Here is a 20,075-nt window from a genome sequence, read left to right as displayed (position 1 = left end):
TCCGGAGCGCCCCGACGAGAGGGTTGCCGATCAGGGCTCGGTCGGCAGGCTGAAGCTCCCGACGATGTTCAGCAGGAGCAGCAGGATGCCCAGGCCGACGCCGACCGCGCCGCAGATCAGACCGGCCTTGGCCTGGCCCGCGTTGCTGGCCTGGCCCTGGGCGACCTTCTGCTTGGCGAGGTAGCCGGTCACCACGCCGGCGATGCCCACCGGGATACCCAGAAAGACGCAGCAGACCAGCGGGATCGACGCGATGCCGAGGATCATCGACACCAGACCGAGGGTGTTGTTCTGCCCCTGGGCCTGCGGGTACCCGGCGTTCGGGTACGTCGGAGCGCCGTAGGGCGCCTGCGGCTGCTGCCCGTACGGGGCCTGCGGCGCGCCGTACGGGGCCTGCGGCGCGCCGTACGGGTCCTGCGGCGGCTGGCCGTAGGGCTGACCCGAGGTGGGCTGGCCGTACGGCTGGCCCGAGGTGGGCTGCTGGCCGTACGGGGCGGCCGGCGGCGGGGCGTACGGGTCGTGCGGCGGCTGGGGTGCGGTCGGGTCGTTCGGCTGCTGACCGTACGGGTCCTGACCGGGATTACCGGGCTGCATTCGAGAGAACTCCTTGGTTGGTTCCGTCAGTTGGTGCTGCTGTCCCCACTCATGATCGCGCCCAGACCACCCAACGCACAGCACAGCAGCACGATGACAAGCCACGCGATGCCCACGATGAGGGCCCACTTCGACCACTTCCGCGACTCCGCGGCGGCGGCCTGGGCGCCGGCGTAGTCACCCTGCTGCAGCAGCGGGTTGACCTTCGAGGCGTTGATGATCGCCGGGATGGCCAGGGGCCAGAACAGGAAGATGGCGACGATCGACATCGTCATGTTGTTGTTGATCGGCGGCTGCTGCTGGGGGTGGGCGCCGGGGTGCATGGGGGTGCTCCTCATTCGATCGGCACGCTCGCCGTGCCGGGTCACTGACAGGGGTTGCGGGCCGGCACGGTGTCCAGCCCGAGCGACCGGCAGCGTACCGGTTCGATGCTCGTCCGCGCCGGCACAGATTCGGCGCGCCGCCCGGTCGAAGGTCGTTCGTGACCTGCCCGATAGGGTGTTGCGGTGACCGAGCCCGCGTCCGTCGCCCGCATCGTCGTCCTCGTCTCCGGCTCCGGGAGCAACCTCCAGGCCCTGCTGGACGCCGCAGTCGACCCCGCGTACGGCGCCCAGGTGGTGGCGGTCGGCGCGGACCGCGACGGCATCGCGGGCCTGGACCGGGCCGAGGCCGCCGGGGTGCCGACGTTCGTCGAGCGGGTCCCGGATCACGACAGCCGGGAAGACTGGGACCGGGCGCTCACCGCGCACGTCGCCAAGCACCAACCAGACCTGGTCATCTCCGCCGGGTTCCTCAAGCTGGTCGGCCCGCACTTCCTCGCCGCCTTCGGCGACCGCTACCTGAACACCCACAACACCCTGCTGCCGGCGTTTCCCGGCATCCACGGCCCGCGCGACGCTCTCGCCTACGGCGTGAAGCTCACCGGGGCCACGCTGTTCTTCGTCGACGCCGGCATGGACACCGGGCCGATCGTGGCGCAGGTCGCGGTGCCGGTGCTCGACGACGACGACGTGGACACCCTCACCGAACGCATCAAGGAAGCCGAGCGCCGCCAGCTCGTCGAGCAGGTCGGTCGGCTGGTCCGCGAAGGCTGGACCATCACCGGAAGAAAGGTCACGGTTCCGTGAGTCCCACTCAGGACGGGCGTCGCCCGATTCGGCGGGCGCTGGTCAGCGTCTACGACAAGACCGGTCTGGTCGAGCTGGCCCAGGCCCTGCACGCGGCCGGCGTCGAGATCGTGTCCACCGGCAGCACGGCGGGCACCATCGCCGCCGCTGGCGTGCCGGTGACGCCGGTGGAGACAGTGACCGGCTTTCCCGAGGTGCTCGACGGCCGGGTGAAGACCCTGCACCCGAAGGTGCACGCCGGCCTGCTCGCCGACCTGCGCAAGGACGCGCACGTGGCGCAGCTCGACGAGCTGGGGGTGGCCGCGTTCGACCTGCTGGTCTCCAACCTCTACCCGTTCCAGGCGACCGTCGCCTCCGGGGCCGGTGTCGAGGAGTGCGTGGAGCAGATCGACATCGGCGGCCCGGCCATGGTGCGCGCCGCCGCCAAGAACCACGCCTCGGTCGCCGTGCTCACCGACCCGGCCGGCTACCCGGCGCTGCTCGGCGCGCTCGACGAGGGCGGCTTCACGCTGGCCCAGCGTCGCGCGCTCGCGGCCCGCGCGTTCGCCGACATCGCCGAGTACGACGTGGCGGTCGCCCAGTGGTGCGCCCGTGAGCTGGCCCCCGCCGACGACACGTGGCCGGCGTTCGCCGGTTCGGCGCTGCGCAAGTCGACGGTGCTGCGGTACGGCGAGAACCCGCACCAGCCGGCCGCCCTCTACACCGACCCGGACGCCCCGGCGGGGCTCGCCCAGGCCGAGCAGTTGCACGGCAAGGAGATGTCGTACAACAACTACGTCGACGCGGACGCCGCCTGGCGGGCCGCGAACGACTTCGCCGACCAGCCGGCCGTGGCGATCATCAAGCACGCCAACCCGTGCGGCATCGCGGTGGGCGTGGACGTGGCCGAGGCGCACCGCCGGGCGCACGCCTGCGACCCGGTGTCGGCGTTCGGCGGTGTCATCGCCGTCAACCGGCCGGTCTCGGTCGAGATGGCCCGGCAGGTCGCGGACATCTTCACCGAGGTGGTGGTCGCCCCCGGCTTCGACGAGGGCGCGGTCGAGGTGTTGCAGGGCAAGAAGAACATCCGGCTGCTGCGTGCGCCCGCGTGGACCCCGGCTGCCGTCGAGTGGCGGTCGGTGACCGGCGGCGTGCTGACCCAGGCCGCCGACCGGGTGGACGCCCCCGGCGACGACCCGGCGAACTGGCAGTTGGCGACCGGCGAGGCCGCCGACGAGGAGCTGCTGCGTGACCTGGCGTTCGCCTGGCGGGCGGTGCGCGCGGTGAAGAGCAACGCGATCCTGCTCGCCAAGGACGGCGCGACCGTCGGGGTGGGCATGGGTCAGGTCAACCGCGTCGACTCGGCGCAGCTCGCGGTGAGCCGCGCCGGCGCCGACCGGGCCCGTGGCTCGGTGGCCGCCTCGGACGCGTTCTTCCCGTTCGCCGACGGCCCGCAGATCCTCATCGACGCGGGCGTCCGCGCCATCGTCCAGCCCGGCGGCTCCATCCGCGACGAAGAGGTCATCGAAGCGGCGAAGAAGGCCAACGTAACGATGTACCTAACCGGAACCCGCCACTTCTTCCACTAACCACCGGCCTCTGTAGAACCTCGTTGATCATGAAGTTATTGCCCTGACACGCCGATGTGCAGGGCAATAACTTCATGATCAACGGGCGGAGGGGCGGCGGCGGGTCAGGCTGTGGTGGGGGAGCGGAGTTCGGCGAAGTGGCAGGCGGAGGGGTGGGGGTCCGCCGCCCTCGGGACCGTCTGCGGGTCCTCGATCGCGCAGATCTCCTGGGCCTTCCAGCAGCGGGTCCGGAAGTGGCAGCCGCTCGGCGGGTCGGCCGGGCTCGGCACGTCGCCGACCAGCCGGATCATGCTGCGCTGGTCGCGTACCTCCGGGTCCGGCACCGGCACGGCCGAGAGCAGGGCCTGGGTGTACGGGTGGGTCGGCCGCTCGTAGATCTCGTCCTCGGTGCCGATCTCGACGATCCGCCCGAGGTACATGACGGCGACCCGGTCGGCGATGTGCCGCACCACGGACAGGTCGTGGGCGATGAAGATGTACGAGAGCCCGAACTCGTCCTGGAGCTGCTCCAGCAGGTTGATCACCTGGGCCTGGATGGAGACGTCCAGCGCCGAGACGGGCTCGTCGCAGACGATCACCTCGGGCCGCAGCGCGAGCGCCCGGGCGATGCCGATGCGCTGCCGCTGACCGCCGGAGAACTGGTGCGGGTACCGGTTGATGTGCTCCGGGTTCAGACCGACCAGGTCGAGCAGCTCCTGGACCCGCTTGGCCTTGCTGCCCTTGGGCGCGGCGTCGGGGTGGATCTCGAACGGCTCGCCGATGATGTCGCCGACCGTCATCCGCGGGTTCAACGACGTGTACGGGTCCTGCATGACCATCTGCATGTTCCGGCGCAGCCGGCGCAGTTCGGACCCGGAGGCCTTGAACAGGTCCCTACCCTCCAGGGTGGCGCTTCCGGAGGTGGGGGTCTCCAGCCGCATGAGCAGCCGGGCGAGGGTGGACTTGCCGCACCCGGACTCGCCGACCACGCCCAGCGTCTCGCCCCGGCGCAGCTCGAAGCTCACGCCGTCGACGGCCTTGACCGCGCCGATCTGCCGCTGGAACAGCACACCCTGACTGATCGGGAAGTGCTTCACGAGGTTGTCGACGGAGAGGATCGTCTCGCCCCGGACCTTGGCGGAGCTAGCGGGCGCTGTCATCACGGACCTCCTGCGCGAAGTGGCAAGCGCTGGTTCGGCCGTCGCCGAGGACCAGGTCGTGCGGCACCACGTCCACGCAGACCTGCTGCGCGTACGGGCACCGGGGGTGGAAGGGGCATCCGGAGGGGATGCGCATGAGGTTCGGGGGCAACCCCTTGATCGTCGCCAGCTCCTGGCCGCGGACGTCCAGGCGGGGGATCGATTCCAACAACCCCTTGGTGTACGGGTGGGCCGGCGCCTTGTAGAGCGAGCGGACGTCGGCGTGCTCGACGATCCGGCCCGCGTACATGACCGCGATCCGGTCCGCGACGCCGGCGACCACGCCCAGGTCGTGGGTGATCAGGATCATCGCCATGTTGAGGTCCCGGCGCAGGTCGGCGAGCAGGTCCATGATCTGGGCCTGCACGGTGACGTCGAGCGCGGTGGTGGGCTCGTCGGCGATGAGCACCTTCGGGTCCAGCGCCAACGCCATCGCGATCATGACGCGCTGCCGCATGCCGCCGGAGAACTGGTGCGGGTAGTCGCCGACCCGCTTCGCGGCCCCGGGGATCTTGACCAGGTCCATCAGTTCGACGGCACGGCGGCGGGCGTCGGCCCGGGACATCCCGGCGCGCTGGCGCAGTGTCTCGCCGATCTGCCAACCGACCGGAAAGACCGGGTTGAGGGCGGAGAGCGCGTCCTGGAAGATCATCGCGATCTCCTTGCCGCGTACCTGCCGACGCTGCTCCTCGGATCGGGTGAGCAGGTCCTGACCCTGGTAGAGGATCTGGCCGGAGCGGACGAACGCGGGCGGCGTGTCCAGGATGCCCATGATCGCCTGGGCGGTCACCGACTTGCCCGAGCCGGATTCGCCGAGTACGGCGAGCGTCTCGCCGGCGTCCAGGTGGTACGACACCCCGTTGATCACCCGTGCGACGCCCTCGCTGGTGCGGAACTCGACGTGCAGGTCCCGCAACTCCAGCAGGTGGCCGCCCTCGGGTGTGGCGGAGGCGGGCGTGGGTTCGACGGTCATGAGTTGATCACCGCAGCTTCGGGTCGAAGGCGTCACGGATCGCGTCGCCGAGCATGATGAACGCCAGGACGGTGAGCGCGAGGAAGGCCGACGGAACGAGGAGCGGGGTGGCCGCCTCGCGCATGTGGATCCGGCCGGTGTCGATGTCCTGGCCCCACGAGATGGTCGGCGCCTTGAGGCCGATGCCGAGGAAGGACAGCGTCGCCTCGGCGGCGATGAACGAGCCGAGCGCGATCGTCAGCACCACGATGGCCGGAGCCAGCGAGTTCGGCAGGATGTGCCGCCACATGATCCGGCTGTTGCCCGCGCCGAGCATCCGGGCCGCCGCGACGTAGTCCTGCTCCTTGGCGGTGATCACCGAGGAACGGACCACGCGGGCGGCGGTGGTCCATCCGAGGAGCGCCAGCACGAAGACGACAGCGCCGATCCGGGCCCACTGGCTGTCGCTGGAAACCCGCTTGAGCAGCACGATCGCGGCCAGCAGCAGCGGGATACCGAGCACCACGTCGATCACCCGGGAGAGCACCGCGTCGACCCAGCGGCCGAAGTAACCGGCGAGCATGCCGACCACGAGCGCGATGATCCCGGTGCCGAGGGTGGCGAGCGCACCGACCAGCAGCGACGCCCGGGTGCCGTAGACCGCCCGGGAGTACGTGTCGCAGCCCTGGAAGTCGTACCCGAAGATGGCCCCGCCGGACGGCCCGGCGTGCTGTCGGGAGAGCAGGCAGTCGTTCGGATTGTTCGCGGTGAAGACCCCGGGGAGCAGTGCCATCAGGGTGAAGATGGTGACCAGCGCCAACGAGATCCAGAAGATCGGGTTGCGGCGCAGGTCCCGCCAGGCGTCTCCGGCCAGGCTGCGGGGCTTCTGCGGAGCGCCAACCTGGTTGGGTGCGCCCGGTTCGCCCGAAGGGCCCCGCCGCGCGGCCTGGTTCTCGCTGGCCGCGACAGTTTCAAAGTCACTCATGCCGGCACCTCGCTGCGCTCACTCATAGCGGATCCTCGGATCGAGTACGGCGTACAGGACGTCCACCACCAGGTTCGAGACCAGGTAGACCACGACCAGCACGCTGACGATGCCCACCACCAGGGGACCGTCCTCGGTGCGGATGCCGCGGAAGAGGTTGAAGCCGACGCCGGGGATGTTGAAGACGCCCTCGGTGATGATCGCGCCGCTCATCAGGTTGCCCAGTTCCACACCGAGGAAGGTGACCACCGGGATCAGTGAGTTGCGCAGCACGTGGACGACGACGATGCGCCGCTTGACCAGGCCCTTGGACCGGGCGGTCCGGACGTAGTCCGCGCGCAGGTTCTCCGCCACCGAGGCCCGGGTGAGTCGCAGGGCGGTGGCCAGCGAGAGCGAGCCGAGCACGATGCCCGGCAGCAGCAGCGCGTAGAACGTCGGGTCGGATCCGGCGGTGGGTGGGAAGAGCTGCCACTTGACGCCCAGGAGGTACTGCGCCAGGGGCGCCAGCACGATCGTCGGGATGCCGAGCACCAGCAGGGTCAGCACGAGCGTCGAGTTGTCGAAGATGCTGGCCCGACGGATGCCGGCGAGCACCCCGGCGGTGACGCCGAAGATGATCGCCACGGCGAGTGCGATGAGCGCGAGCCGCACGGTGACCGGCCAGGCCGACTGGAGGATGTCACCGATGTTCCGACCGGTGAGTGACTCGCCCAGGTTGCCCTGGAGCAGGTTCTTCACGTAGTCGAAGTAGCGGTAGAAGAACCCGCCGACGCCGGTGGCGTCGAGGTGGTACTTCTCGGTCAGGTAGGCCCGTTGCGCTGGCGTCACCGGCCGTTCGCCGGCGAGCGCCTGGATCGGGTCGCCCTGCCCGGCGAATGTCAGCGCGTAGACGATCAGGGTGGTCCCGAAGAAGGCGAGGACCATCTGCAGTAGGCGCCGCAGGATGTAGCGGAACATGCTTAGCAGTCTCTCCGGAAATGTGCGAAAGGGTCGCAGGACGGCATCTCTGGTCGTACCCGAAATATCCGGGATGGGCCGTCCGGCCCGGGGGAGCCGACGCCACCGACGCCGGGTCCGCTGCTGCGGCCCGGCCCCGGTGGTGCAGACCGGGCCACCCGGGCTTCGTCGCCCGGGTGGCCCGCAGCATGCTCAGCTCAGCTGGCTGCTTCGATCTTGACGAGGTTGACCCGCTGGAACAGGTCCATCTGCACGTTCTTGACCTTGGACGAGTAGCCGAAGACGTTCTGGCCGAAGCGCAGCGGGATCACCGGCATGTCCTTGGCCAGGATGTCCTCCGCCTGCTGGTACTTGGCGATCGCCTCGTCCTGCGTCTTGGCGGCGGAACCCTCCTTGACCAGCCTGTCGAAGTCCTTGTTGCTGTAGCCGTAGTAGTTCGACGAGCCGTTCGTGCTGTACAGCGGGCCGAGGTAGTCCTCCATGGTCGGGTAGTCCATGACCCAACCCATCCGGAACGCACCCACCGGCGTCTTCTTCTCGACCTTGGTCAGCAGGTCGGCGAACTTCGGCTCGGCCGAGCCGACCGCGTCCACACCCAGGTTGGCCTTGAGCTGGTTGACCGTGGCGTCGACCCAGTCCTTGTGACCGCCGTCGCCGTTGTACGAGATGACGATCTTCGCGGGACCGCCGGCAGCCTGGTAGAGCTTCTTGGCCTCGGTCGGGTTGAACTCGCCCGCCGCGCCGGTGGTGTTCTCGCGGTAGCCCGGCAGGACCGGCGAGACGAAGGAACGCGCCGACGTCTGCGAGCCCTTGAAGACCGACTTGGTGATCTCGTCACGGTCGATCGCCATCGAGATGGCCTTACGCACGTCCGGGTTGCTGTAGTCCTTGTCGAACGTCGGGAACGCCAGGAACTGGAACGACGACATCGGGCTGGTCTGGTACCGGTCGCCCAGGTCGGTCGGCGCGGTGCTCAGGCTCTCGGTCGGGATCGTCGGCAGCACGTCCAGGTTGTCCGCCAGGACGTCCGCGTACGCCGCGGTGAGCTGCTGGTAGATCCGGAACTCCACGTTCTTTACCTTGGGCTTCTCGCCCGGGAACGCGTCGTACCGCTCGACCTCGATCTTGCTGTCGTGCTGCCAGGTGCCCTTCATCTTGAAGGGGCCCTGCCCGATCGGCGCCTGCTCGTAGGAGTCCTTGAGCACGCCCGGGGCCGAGAACGCGGCGTCCGGCATCGGGAAGAACGCGTTGTAGCCAAGCGTCGTGCGGAAGTCGATGTACGGGTCCGAGAGCGCCACGGTGAAGGTGAGGTCGTCGACCTTCTTCAGGCCGGACATCTCCTTGGCCTTCGGCTCCTTGCCCTGCAGGTCGGCGTAACCAGCGATCTTCTCGAAGAAGGGGTTGGTGTCCTGGCCGTTGGGGGCGTACGCGCCGTAGTTCCACGCGTTGATGTAGTTCTGGGACGTGACCTTCTCACCGTTGTGGAAGGTGTAGCCGTCCTTGAGCTTGATCGTCCAGACCTTGTTGTCGGACGAGGTGATCGACTGGGCAGCCACCTCGTACGGCTTGTTCTGGGCGTCGTAGTCGACGAGCGGGCTGAACAGGCCAGAGATGACCTGAGAGCCGGACGTCTCCGTGGTGTTGGTGGGAACCAGGTGCTTCGGCTCGCCGATCTGGATGCTGACGGCCGAACTGCCGTTGCCACCGGATCCGCCGTCTCCGCCGCTGCCGCAGGCCGCGAGGCCCAGCGTCACCGCGAGCGGGAGGGCGGTCCAGGCAGCGAGTCTACGAACTCGCATTGAGCCTCCTCATCTCCTCACGCTGCGCAGTTATGCCCGACGCTGGGTTTACGCTGCGCAACAGGCGGTAACGGTAGGTCGGCCTACCGCCTGTCGACAACGGCTGGGTCGCGGGCGGGTAACGGTTCCAGTCGTACCTGCTTGCATGCGGCCCTGGCGCGTGCTACCCCAGACCGGACAGGCGGCGCTGAACTGGGAACTCATCGGTGATATCGGAGATCTTCCGTGCTCTGGTGCACCGGCTTCGGTCCTCCGTGGCGAGCCGTCCCGTCTCAACCACGCGCACCGCCGCCGCCCGATTCGACGGTGACCAGTTCCACAGACGGTCACTGATAGTGATGAACGGCACGTGACTCTTCGTTGCCGATGGGTGTGTGATCGGGGCCTCGGTGGCCGGCCGGAGCGAGGTCCCGGGAGATGGCAGGTGCCGGACATGAGACGATCTGGTCGTGACGGCGACGGTTCTGGACGGCAAGGCGACCGCAGCGGAGATCAAGGACGAGCTGCGGACGCGGGTGAAGGCTCTCGCGGAGCGCGGCATCGTCCCCGGGCTGGGCACGGTCCTGGTCGGGGCCGACCCGGGAAGCCAGGCGTACGTCAACGGCAAGCACCGCGACTGCGCCGAGGTGGGCATCGCCTCGATCCGCCGGGAGCTGCCGGCCGACGCCACCCAGCAGCAGGTCGACGACGTGATCGCCGAGCTGAACGCCGACCCGGCGTGCCACGGCTACATCGTCCAGCTGCCGCTGCCCGCCCACCTGGACACCCAGCGGGTGCTGGAGCTGATCGACCCGGACAAGGACGCCGACGGCCTGCACCCGGTCAACCTGGGTCGTCTGGTCCTCGGCTACGACGGTCCGCTGCCCTGTACCCCGCGCGGCATCGTCGAGTTGCTTCGCCGCCACGACGTGGCGCTGCGGGGCGCCACCGTGGCCGTGGTCGGCCGGGGCAACACCGTCGGCCGTCCGCTCGGCCTGCTGCTCACCCGTCGCAGCGAGAACGCCACGGTGACCCTCTGCCACACCGGCACCCTCGACCTCGCCTCGCACACCCGCGCCGCCGACATCGTCATCGTCGCGGCCGGCGTACCCGGACTGCTGACCGCCGACATGATCAACCCTGGCGCGGTGGTCGTGGACGTCGGCATCACGCGGGTGATCGGCCCGGACGGCAAGGGCCGCTACACCGGCGATGTCGACCCGGAGGTGGCCGAGACGGCCGGCGCGCTCGTCCCGATGCCCGGCGGTGTCGGCCCGATGACCCGCGCCATGTTGCTGACCAACGTGGTGGAGCGCGCCGAACGCGGCTGATGTGTAAGGAAGGGCACCTTATTAACACCTGGTGCATGTAAAGGGGCCCTTCCTGACCCGAGAAGGCCGTAACCGTCCGCCCCTGGCCCTATCGGTGCCAGGATGGCTGATACGGTCCGGAAAACCGACTGGTATCAGGGAGTGGGACGACCATGGGTAAGAAGGTCACTGTCGTCGGGGCTGGTTTCTACGGCTCCACCACCGCACAGCGCCTGGCCGAGTACGACGTCTTCGACACCGTAGTGATCACCGACATCGTGGAGGGCAAGCCCGCGGGCCTCGCGCTCGACCTCAACCAGTCGCGGGCCATCGAGGGCTTCGAGACCAAGGTCGTCGGCGTGACCACCGGCCCGAACGGTGAGGGCTACGAGGCCATCGAGGGCTCCGACGTCGTCGTCATCACCGCTGGTCTGCCCCGCAAGCCGGGCATGAGCCGGATGGACCTCCTGGAGACCAACGCCAAGATCGTCCGCCAGGTCGCCGAGAACGTCGCCAAGTACGCCCCGAGCGCCGTCGTCATCGTCGTCTCCAACCCGCTGGACGAGATGACCGCCCTGGCGCAGCTCGCTACCCAGTTCCCCAAGAACCGGGTCCTCGGCCAGGCCGGCATGCTCGACACCGCGCGGTTCAGCAACTTCGTCGCCGAGGCGTTGAACGTGCCCGTCGCGTCCGTACGCACCCTGACCCTCGGCTCGCACGGCGACACCATGGTCCCGGTGCCGTCCAAGAGCACCGTCAACGGCAAGCCCCTGCGCGACGCCATGCCGGCCGAGCAGATCGAGGAACTGGTCGTCAAGACCCGCAACGGTGGCGCCGAGGTCGTCGCGCTGCTCAAGACCGGCTCGGCGTACTACGCCCCGTCCGCCGCCGCCGCCCGCATGGCGAAGGCCGTGGCCGAGGACTCCGGCGACGTCATGCCGGTCTGCGCCTGGGTCGACGGCGAGTACGGCATCTCCGGCGTCTACCTGGGCGTCGAGGCCGAGATCGGCGCCGAGGGTGTCCGTCGGGTCGTCGAGACCGACCTGGACGCCGACGAGCGCGCCAGTCTCCTCGAGGCGGCCGAGGCCGTCCGCGCGAAGCAGGGCGACATCTCCAGCATGTGATCCACCAGCACCAGGACGAAGGGCGCGCCGGCCAAGCCGGCGCGCCCTTCTCGCACCCCCTCCCACCCCCGCACCCCCTCCCACCCTCCGCACTCCCTCCCACCCTCCGCACTCCCTCCCACCCTCCGCACTCCCTCCCACCCTCCGCACTCCCTCCCACCCTCCGCACTCCCTCCCACCCGGCCGCCCGCGCCCGGCCCGCGCCCGGCCCGCGCCTGGCCCGCGCCCGGCCCGGGCCTGGCCGTCCGGTTCGGCCCACGTCCCGGTCCCCACCCGCGCCCGGCCGCCCAGGTCTGGCCCCACATCCCGGTCCCCACCCGCGCCCGGCCGCCCAGGCCTGGGCCCACATCCCGGCCCGCGCCCACCTAACCCGGTGATCAAGAGGTTTGCGTCACCAAAACCCCAATTCCTGACGCAAACCTCTTGATCACCGGGGTCGCCGCCGGGTCCGCACCCCTATCCGCGCGTCGATCATGGAGTTATTGCCCGGACACGCCGAGTGGGAAGGCAATAACTTCATGATCGACGGGGGCGGGCCGGGCAGTCGGCGGGCCGGGCAGGCGGAGATCGGGCCGGAGGGCCGGGCGGGCCGGAGGGCGGGCCGGAGGGCGGGCCGGGCGGGCGGAAGGTCGGCCGGCCGGCCGGGCGGGCGGGGGCGCGGGCGGCGGGGCCTGGCTGGGCGGGGTTAGGGGTGGGGGGTGAAGGGGGTGCCTAGGTGGGGGGTGGCCAGCAGGGTGGGGTTTGCCGTGGTCAGGGTGGTTTCCCGGGAACGGCGGGCTTCGTCGGGGTCGTCCTCGTGGACGTACGCCAGCGTGGGGTCGACCAGTTGCACCGTGTGGACCAGGAGGTCGCCGGTGACCAGCAGGCGCTCGTCGGCCACCGTCACGAGCACCGACTGGTGGCCGGGGGTGTGTCCGGGGGTGGACAGCAGTCGTACCCCTGGGGTGAGGTCCGTGTCGCCGTCGACCACCCGGAGCTGGCCGGCGGCGCGCAACGGCGCGATCAGGCCGGCCGGCAGTTCGGGGTTGAGCGCCTCGGCGGCGTCCGCCTCGGCGCGCTGCAGCAGGTAGCTCGCGTTCGGGAAGTACGGCCGGCCGGGTGTGCCGGTGACCGCCCAGCCGATGTGGTCGGTGTGCAGGTGGGTCAGTACGACCGTGTCGACGTCGGTGGGGTCGATGCCGGCGGCGGCCAGTTCGGCGGGTAGCCGGCCGGGGACCGGCGCCCAGCTCGCGGCGGGCGCGTCGGTCGGGCCGATTCCGGCGTCGACCAGGGTCACCGGTCCGTCGCCGGAGCGGATCGCGAAGCTGCGGAACGGCAGCCACCACTGCCCGTCCGCGGTGACCGAACCGGGGTCGCGGCGGTCGGCCTCCGCCCAGTGCGCGGCCGTGGCGTGCGGAAATGCCTCGTCGCGGGGCTGGAAGAACGCGCCCTCACCGTCGATGAGCGCGGTGATCGTGATAGACCCGAAGGTGCGGCTCAGTGGCATCGCGCGATCGTGGCAGGGAACTGCTGTGCCGTGCAGCCCGGTTTCACCGGTCGGCCGAGGCCGGCTGGGGGCTGCCGGCCCAATTGCAGTACGCTCGTACTGCTTGAGCACGTGTCCCCCGAGAGGAGCGCCGGCCGATGGCGAAGATCAAGGTAAACAACCCGGTCGTGGAGCTCGACGGCGACGAGATGACCCGGATCATCTGGAAGCAGATCCGGGAGCAGCTGATCCTGCCCTACCTCGACGTCGACCTGCACTACTACGACCTGTCGATCCAGTACCGCGACGAGACCGACGACCAGGTGACCATTGACGCCGCCAACGCCATCAAGGAGCACGGCGTCGGCGTCAAGTGCGCCACCATCACCCCGGACGAGGCCCGGGTCGAGGAGTTCGGCCTGAAGAAGATGTGGCGGTCGCCCAACGGCACCATCCGCAACATCCTCGGCGGCGTCGTCTTCCGTGAGCCGATCATCATGTCCAACGTGCCGCGCCTGGTCCCCGGCTGGACCAAGCCGATCATCATCGGCCGGCACGCCCACGGTGACCAGTACAAGGCCACCGACTTCGTCGTCCCCGGCCCGGGCACGGTGACCATCACCTACACGCCGGCCGACGGCGGCACGCCGATGGAGATGGAGGTCGCCAACTTCCCCGGCGGCGGCATCGCCATGGGCATGTACAACTACGACGAGTCGATCCGGGACTTCGCCCGCGCCTCGTTCCGGTACGGCCTGGACCGCAACTACCCGGTCTACATGTCGACCAAGAACACCATCCTCAAGGCGTACGACGGCCGGTTCAAGGACATCTTCGCCGAGGTGTTCGAGAGCGAGTTCAAGGCGGAGTTCGACGCCGCTGGCCTGACCTACGAGCACCGGCTCATCGACGACATGGTCGCCGCCGCGCTCAAGTGGGAGGGCGGGTACGTCTGGGCCTGCAAGAACTACGACGGTGACGTGCAGTCCGACACCGTGGCGCAGGGCTTCGGCTCGCTGGGCCTGATGACCTCGGTCCTGCTCTCCCCGGACGGCCGTACCGTCGAGGCCGAGGCGGCGCACGGCACGGTGACCCGGCACTACCGGCAGTACCAGAAGGGCGAGAAGACCTCGACCAACCCGATCGCGTCGATCTACGCCTGGACCCGGGGCCTGGCCCACCGGGGCAAGCTGGACGGCACGCCGGCGGTGACCGAGTTCGCCAACACCCTGGAGCAGGTCATCATCGACACCGTCGAGGGTGGCCAGATGACCAAGGACCTCGCGCTGCTCATCTCGCGCGACGCGCCGTGGCTGACCACCGACGAGTTCATGAACGCGCTCGACGAGAACCTGGCCCGCCGGCTCTCCGCCTGATTCGACAGCACCAGCACCGGAGCCCGTCGGCACCCGCCGGCGGGCTCCGCTGTGTCCGGCGGGCGACACGCGTGCGGCGTCACCCCGGCCCGGCACGTCTCGTTGACCAGGGTGGACGAGATGCCAGTCGCGTCCAGAAGGTTGACCGAGGTCGACCGCGGTCTGCGTGCCGATCAGCCAGCCTTCCCGGCTGTGTCGCGCACAGCCAGCCGTCCCTTCCCTGCGGGGGGCCCTGTCCCGGGCCCCCCGCGCCCTGTTCTCCAGCGCGCTGGCAGGTGTCAGGAAGGGCCCCTCCTATACGCGAGGCGTTGACAAGGTGCCCTTCCTTCAGGCGGCGCGCAGCAGTTCGGCGGCGCGTTCGGGCGAGATGTCGTTGATGAAGACGCCCATCCCCGACTCGGAACCGGCCAGGTACTTCAGCTTGTCCTTGGCCCGCCGGATGCTGAACAGCTGAAGGTGCAGGTGGCCCAGTTCGCGGTCGATGCGCACCGGCGCCTGGTGCCACGCCGCGATGTAGGGCATCGGCATGTCGAACAGCCCGTCGAAGCGGCGCAGCAGATCCAGGTAGAGCGGCCCGAAGGCGTCCCGCTCGCGGTCGTCGAGCGCCGGGATGTCCGGCACCACGCGCCGTGGCGCGACGTGCACCTCGAACGGCCAGCGGGCCGCCGCCGGCACGAACGCCGTCCAGTGCTCGTTCTCGGTGACGACGCGGTCGCCGGCGGCGCGTTCGGCGGCCAGCACGTCCGCGTACAGGTTGCCCCCGCCGGTGCGTTCGGCGTGCCGGCGAGCCGCGGCCAGCAACGCCCGGGTGCGCGGCGTCACGAAGGGGTACGCGTAGATCTGCCCGTGCGGGTGGTGCAGCGTGACGCCGATCTCGACACCCCGGTTCTCGAAGCAGAAGATCTGCTCGACCCCGGGCAGTTCGCCGAGCACCTCGGTCCGGTCGGCGAGCGCGTCCAGCACGGTGCGGACGCGGCGCGGCGGGAGGCTGGCGAAGGAGGCGTTGTGGTCGGAGGTGAAGCAGACCACCTCGCACCGGCCCTGGCCCGGTCGGACCGGCGTGAACGGGGTGATCTCGCCGGGCTCGTCGGCGACCCGGCCGCTCAACGAGGGAAACCGGTTCTCGAAGACCACGACGTCGTAGTCCGGTGCGGGGATCTCGGTCAGCCGGTCGCCCTCGGACGGGTCGAGCGGGCACTCGTTCGCGGGCGGCAGGAACGTACGGGTCTGCCGGTGCACGGCCACCGCCACCCACTCGTCGGTCAGCGGGTCGTAGCGCAGTTGCGACGCGGGTGGCGGCGGCGGCAGGTCACGGCGGTCCGGCTGGTCGCGGACGGCGTCGTCGCTCTCGTCGAAGTAGATCAGTTCCCGGCCGTCGGCCAGGTTGATCGCGGTGCGCTTCACGGCGCCGTCCCCTCACTCGTCGGCGTGCGCGTCGCGCGGCCCGCCCTCGTCGCCTTAACCATGATCAGTTGGCCCACCTGTTCGCCGAGTACCCGTCGCGCGGTCGGAGGCAACGCCTCGTCGCTGACCAGTACGTGGGCTGCCGTCAGCTCGACGATCGAGGAGATGCCGACCGTGCCCCACTTCGTGTGGTCGGCGAGCACCACCAGCTGGTCCGCCGCGGCGACCAGTGCCCGGTCGATCTCGGCTTCCATCAGGTTCGGGGTGGTGAAGCCGGCCCGCTCGGTGATGCCGTGGACGCCCAGGAAGAGCAGATCGAGGTGCAGCCGGCGGACGGCCCCGACCGCGAGCGGTCCGACCAGCGCGTCCGACGGTGTCCGGACGCCGCCGGTGAGCACCACCGTCTGGTCGGAGCGACCGCCGGCGTGCAGGATCTCGGCCACCGGCAGTGAGTTGGTCACCACGGTCAGACCGGGAACGTCCACCAGCCTGCGGGCCAGTTCGGCGGTGGTGGTGCCGGCGGAGAGGGCGACCGCCGCGCCGGGCCGGACCAGCGCCGCCGCCCGGTCCGCGATGGCGGCCTTCTCCGGTAGTTGCCGGACGGACTTGGCGTGGAAGCCCGGCTCGTCGGTCGAGCTGGTGCCGGCCGAGGTCGCTCCGCCGTGCACCTTGGCCAGCAGGCCGCGCTCGTGCAGCGCCTCCAGATCGCGCCGGATGGTCATGTCGGAGACGCCGAACTCGGTCGCCAGGTCGCTCACCCGGACACCGCCGGTGGCCCGGACCCGATCGAGGATGGCCGACTGCCGCTGCCGTGCGAGCATCCGCCGTGCCTCCCAGGGGTCCACGTACTCTCACGCGGTCGAACGTGTTCCAACAAAGATGAACACTAGCGCGTGCCCGGAACCGGCGGAAGGAAAGGGGCCGGGCGACGGTCAGGCGGACTGGATCTTCAACTCCACCCAGCCGGTCTCGGTCAGGTGATCGAGTACGGCCTGTACCGCCTCCGCGATGCTCACGCGGGAGGTGTCCAGCACCAGGTCCGCGTCCGTCGGCTCCTCGTACGGGTCGTCGATGCCGGTCATCCCGGTCAGCAGACCGGCGCGGGCCCGCGCGTACAGGCCCTTGCGGTCCCGTTGCTCGCACACCTCGAGCGGTGTCGCGACGTGCACCAGCACGAAGCCCGCCCCGGCGGCCAGGGCCATCTCCCGTGCCGTCGCACGGGCCGCCGCGTACGGAGCGATCGGGCAACAGATGCCCATACCGTGGTGCCGGGCGATCTCGGCCGCCACCCACCCGATCCGGCGGACGTTGAGATCCCGGTCGGCCTTGCTGAAGCCCAGCCCGGCGGTCAGTTCGCGGCGTACCACGTCGCCGTCGAGGAGGGTCACCGACCGGTCGCCGTTCTCCCGCAACGCGTCGGCCAGCCCGCGGGCGACGGTGGACTTACCGGAGCCGGAGAGGCCGGTCAGGAAAACCACGAGCCCCCGGTGCCGGCGCGGTGGCCGAGCCCGGGCCAACTCCTTCGCGACCGCCGGAGGGGTGTGCCACTCGGGCAGGGGGAAGCCGCGGTCGAGCAGGTCGTCGATCTCGTCCTGGGTGAGCGCGAGACGCCGGTTACGCGGCGGAATGTCCTCCCGCCAGCGCCACTGCCCGTCCCGGTTGTCGTACGCCAGCTCGCGCGGCACCAGCACCCGCAGGCCCGCCCCGGAGAGCATTTCTCCGGTGGAGAGCAGGTGGGTGACCCCGTACGCGGCGGAGACGCGGGCCCTCAGCAGGGCGTCGCTGATCTCGTCGCGGCGGTGCGACAGCGGCACGGCCACCAGGGTGGCCGGGGGCATCCGGTCGCGGGCGGCGAAGATCGTACGTACCAGCGCCTCCGGTGCGAGCCCACCGACACCGCCCTCGCCGACCGGGATCATCACCAGCAGGTGGGCGGCCAGGGTACGGGCGGCGTGCGCGATCTGGGCCAGCTGTGGCCGGTGCAGCGGGCGGTCGGCGATGACTCCGAGCACCCGGCCCGGGGGAAGCAGCGCCCGAACCTCCTCAGGGCTGCGTCGCAGCCGCTGGAACGGGCCTTGGGCGCCGTCGCCGAGCCGCCGGAGCGGGCCACCCAGGCCCGCGACGCCCTCGCGTACCGGCCAGACGTCCGCCACGTGGAGGGCGGCGACCGGCGCGCCCTCGGCGTCGGTCAGCACCAGCGCGCGGCGGGCCTCGTCGCGCGGGTCGAAGCCCTGTGCCAGCGCGGCCGGCACCTGCAGGGTCACCGGCACCTGCCACGGCGTGCCGTCGGCCAGCCGGCCGCGCCGACTCACCGACACCAGGTCCGCACGGGTCATGAAGCCGGTCAGGGGGGCGTACGCGCCGGTCAGCAGCAGCTCCAGATCCGCGAGCTCACCGGGACGCGGCGTGTACGCCGGCGCGTCCCGGAGCACCTCGTCGGGCAGCACCCAGCCGTTGCTCATCCACACCCCCCACTCGCTGACGGCACACAGTTTCGCAGCCGACCGCCGATCGGTCGAGGCCGCCACTCCACGACGTGCGCGGTCGGGTCAGCGACGGACCCGGCGCCCCACCGCCGACCGCAGCCAGTTCCAGACCTTCCGCTCGTCCCGGATCCTCGGCGTCGCGCCGTCGGCCGAGCAGATGAAGAGCAGCGGCAGCCGCGCGTCCTCGGTCCATCCGGCGTTGGTGATCCGTGCCTTGAGGAACCAGCTACCCCGCGTACGACCGCCGTTGAGGGCCCGGAAGTCGACAGTGGTGGTGGCGCGGTGCACCAGATGGACGGTGTCGGCGCCGCCGGGCGCGGCGACCCGCTCGACCTGGAACTTCACCGGCAGGAAGATCTCGTCACCGGTCTCCCGGCGGCGGGCGACCACGTCCAGGCGGGCCTTACGGACCTGCGCGGTGGAGTCGAGCACGTCGGAGGGGATCTCGTCGACCGGAAGCACCAGCACGTCGCGTTCGCCGTCGGCGCGGAAGCTGATCGGCTGGTCGGCGGAGCGCAGTTCGGCGGCCACGCTCACCGTGACGGAGTGCCCGTCCGGCTCCAGCGCGTCGATCCGGGTGTGCCCGGCGATACCCGACTCCCAGGTGGCCAGCCGGCGCAGGTCCGCGACCCGCCCCCGCTCGACCAGGTACGCCACGGCCCGTTGCAGCGGCGGCAGACCAGCCGCGACCCCGGGGGCGAACCGCTCCTGGATGATCTTCTGGGCCTCGACGGCGACCTGCGCCACCCAGTCCTCGGGAGCGTCCAGGAGCCGCTTGCCGCGCAGCCGGTTGATCATTTCGTTGCGCAGCCACCGCCGGTGCAGCCGGTCGCGCAGCGGCCCCGGCTCGGTGTGGGCGGTGACGACGTCGAGCGCGTCGCGCACGCTCGCGAAGTAGCTCACCGGCTCCAGCCGGGCGGCGGTGACGTTCTTGGCATCGGGCCGCTGGGTGTGGTGGTAACAGGTGTAGTCGGACAGCACGCAGGTGCGGCGGGACGCGAAGTAGGCGCGTACGACGAGCGAATGGTCCTCGAGCCGCCGTTTACCGCCCTCCGGGAACCGCAGCTTCTGCTCGTCGAGGAAGGCGCGGCGGAACAGCTTGTGGCACGTCAGGCTGTCGATCAGCGGTGCGTTCTCCAGGGTGGCGTCGAAGCGGTTCTTGCGGAACAGCTCCCGGGGCACACCGCGCCCGTGCCCGGCCATCTTGCCGATCACCAGGTCCGCGTCGTACTTCTTCGCGCAGTCGTAGAGCCGCTCCAGCGCCTGGTCGGCGAACCAGTCGTCGTCGTCGGCGAAGAACACGTACTCGCCTCGGGCCCGCTCGATGCCCACGTTGCGCGGGCGCGACGGCCAGCCGGAGTTCTCGATGTGCACCACCTGGATGTGCGGGTGCTTGGCGGCCAGCTGGTCCAGCCGCGCGCCCGTGCCATCGGTGGATCCGTCGTCGACGAAGATCGCTTCGAACTCGTCCGCTGGTAGCGACTGGCTCAGCAGCGAGGCCACCAGCTTCTCGATGTGCGGGCCGCAGTTGTACGCGGGCACCACGACACTGACCTTGGGGACGCCAACCTCGACCATCACGATCCTTCCCGCGTCGGCGGTCGAATATCCCCCGGAACACTGCCCGGTGAACGGGAAGTGAATCGTGCCACCCCGGAGTGGACTTTCCGGCGGCGGGGTCTGGGTGAGCGCAGGACCGGCGCAAACGTTCGCCCCGGCTCGATCGCGCGCATGGAACAGACCCTAGGGGTACGGCGCCGCGAGGATCAGG

The 20,075-nt window shown here is 70.3% G+C and carries 17 protein-coding genes; 5 read left to right on the top strand and 12 right to left on the bottom strand.

The features are described from left to right. Positions 1-30: 30 nt before the first annotated feature. Together ACQP0N_RS28570 and ACQP0N_RS28565 are read right to left on the bottom strand one after the other, a co-directional pair. On the bottom strand, positions 31-594 hold the full coding sequence (locus ACQP0N_RS28570; protein WP_433115432.1) for a DUF4190 domain-containing protein: 564 nt from the start codon (positions 592-594) through the stop codon (positions 31-33). Positions 595-620: 26 nt separating this feature from the next. Beyond that, complete coding sequence (locus ACQP0N_RS28565; RefSeq protein ID WP_396804719.1) at positions 621-932, bottom strand: CD225/dispanin family protein; 312 nt, start codon at positions 930-932, stop codon at positions 621-623. 168 nt (positions 933-1,100) lie between these two features. Between ACQP0N_RS28565 and purN the strand changes: the two genes are divergently transcribed. After that, positions 1,101-1,721, top strand: coding sequence for a phosphoribosylglycinamide formyltransferase (purN, locus tag ACQP0N_RS28560; protein WP_355050659.1), 621 nt, complete (start codon positions 1,101-1,103; stop codon positions 1,719-1,721). Continuing rightward, the gene (gene purH / locus ACQP0N_RS28555) at positions 1,718-3,289 is read left to right on the top strand and encodes a bifunctional phosphoribosylaminoimidazolecarboxamide formyltransferase/IMP cyclohydrolase (protein ID WP_433115429.1); all 1,572 of its coding nucleotides are present in this window, start codon (positions 1,718-1,720) and stop codon (positions 3,287-3,289) included. The genes purN and purH overlap by 4 nt, the downstream gene beginning before the upstream one ends. A 104-nt stretch (positions 3,290-3,393) precedes the next feature. Here the strand turns inward: purH and ACQP0N_RS28550 are convergent, their stop codons facing one another. The 5 genes from ACQP0N_RS28550 to ACQP0N_RS28530 all read right to left on the bottom strand — a co-directional run bounded on the left by ACQP0N_RS28550 (position 3,394) and on the right by ACQP0N_RS28530 (position 9,160). Continuing rightward, positions 3,394-4,428 (bottom strand): ABC transporter ATP-binding protein, encoded by a 1,035-nt coding sequence (locus tag ACQP0N_RS28550; RefSeq protein WP_357126227.1) that lies wholly within the window; start codon positions 4,426-4,428, stop codon positions 3,394-3,396. Beyond that, positions 4,412-5,440, bottom strand: coding sequence for an ABC transporter ATP-binding protein (locus ACQP0N_RS28545; RefSeq protein WP_433115427.1), 1,029 nt, complete (start codon positions 5,438-5,440; stop codon positions 4,412-4,414). The genes ACQP0N_RS28550 and ACQP0N_RS28545 overlap by 17 nt, the downstream gene beginning before the upstream one ends. Before the next feature lie 7 nt (positions 5,441-5,447). Further along, the gene (locus tag ACQP0N_RS28540) at positions 5,448-6,404 is read right to left on the bottom strand and encodes an ABC transporter permease (RefSeq protein ID WP_355050655.1); all 957 of its coding nucleotides are present in this window, start codon (positions 6,402-6,404) and stop codon (positions 5,448-5,450) included. Positions 6,405-6,422: 18 nt separating this feature from the next. After that, the gene (locus ACQP0N_RS28535) at positions 6,423-7,361 is read right to left on the bottom strand and encodes an ABC transporter permease (RefSeq protein WP_355050654.1); all 939 of its coding nucleotides are present in this window, start codon (positions 7,359-7,361) and stop codon (positions 6,423-6,425) included. Between the two features lie 197 nt (positions 7,362-7,558). Then, entirely contained in the window at positions 7,559-9,160 is a 1,602-nt protein-coding gene (locus ACQP0N_RS28530; RefSeq protein ID WP_433115424.1) for a peptide ABC transporter substrate-binding protein, read from the bottom strand. A gap of 449 nt (positions 9,161-9,609) precedes the next feature. On the opposite strand from ACQP0N_RS28530, the gene ACQP0N_RS28525 reads away from it, so the two are divergent. Both ACQP0N_RS28525 and ACQP0N_RS28520 read left to right on the top strand, forming a co-directional pair. Further along, on the top strand, positions 9,610-10,470 hold the full coding sequence (locus ACQP0N_RS28525; RefSeq protein WP_355050652.1) for a bifunctional methylenetetrahydrofolate dehydrogenase/methenyltetrahydrofolate cyclohydrolase: 861 nt from the start codon (positions 9,610-9,612) through the stop codon (positions 10,468-10,470). 152 nt (positions 10,471-10,622) lie between these two features. Further along, a complete protein-coding gene (locus ACQP0N_RS28520) occupies positions 10,623-11,573 on the top strand; it encodes a malate dehydrogenase (RefSeq protein ID WP_425728335.1) in 951 nt (316 codons plus the stop codon). A 685-nt stretch (positions 11,574-12,258) separates the two neighbouring features. Here ACQP0N_RS28520 and ACQP0N_RS28515 read toward each other — a convergent pair. Next, a complete protein-coding gene (locus tag ACQP0N_RS28515) occupies positions 12,259-13,059 on the bottom strand; it encodes an MBL fold metallo-hydrolase (protein ID WP_433115421.1) in 801 nt (266 codons plus the stop codon). A 137-nt stretch (positions 13,060-13,196) separates the two neighbouring features. Here ACQP0N_RS28515 and ACQP0N_RS28510 point away from each other — a divergent pair, with 137 nt between their 5' ends. Beyond that, a complete protein-coding gene (locus ACQP0N_RS28510; protein ID WP_355050649.1) occupies positions 13,197-14,414 on the top strand; it encodes an NADP-dependent isocitrate dehydrogenase in 1,218 nt (405 codons plus the stop codon). A gap of 327 nt (positions 14,415-14,741) precedes the next feature. On the opposite strand, the gene galT is transcribed toward ACQP0N_RS28510, so the two are convergent. The 4 genes from galT to ACQP0N_RS28490 form a co-directional block, all read right to left on the bottom strand. Continuing rightward, entirely contained in the window at positions 14,742-15,818 is a 1,077-nt protein-coding gene (galT, locus tag ACQP0N_RS28505) for a galactose-1-phosphate uridylyltransferase (RefSeq protein WP_433115419.1), read from the bottom strand. Then, a complete protein-coding gene (locus ACQP0N_RS28500) occupies positions 15,815-16,639 on the bottom strand; it encodes a DeoR/GlpR family DNA-binding transcription regulator (protein ID WP_433115417.1) in 825 nt (274 codons plus the stop codon). Before ACQP0N_RS28500 ends, galT begins: the two co-directional genes overlap by 4 nt. A gap of 111 nt (positions 16,640-16,750) precedes the next feature. After that, on the bottom strand, positions 16,751-18,280 hold the full coding sequence (gene cysC, locus ACQP0N_RS28495) for an adenylyl-sulfate kinase (protein ID WP_355050646.1): 1,530 nt from the start codon (positions 18,278-18,280) through the stop codon (positions 16,751-16,753). Positions 18,281-18,367: 87 nt separating this feature from the next. Beyond that, positions 18,368-19,882, bottom strand: a complete 1,515-nt coding sequence (locus ACQP0N_RS28490; protein ID WP_433115415.1) for a glycosyltransferase family 2 protein — start codon at positions 19,880-19,882, stop codon at positions 18,368-18,370. Positions 19,883-20,075 lie beyond the last annotated feature (193 nt).

Origin of the sequence: Micromonospora sp. CA-246542, assembly GCF_050942905.1 — a bacterium.
Lineage (GTDB): Bacteria > Actinomycetota > Actinomycetes > Mycobacteriales > Micromonosporaceae > Micromonospora.
This window is presented reverse-complemented; position numbering and strand designations above follow the sequence as displayed.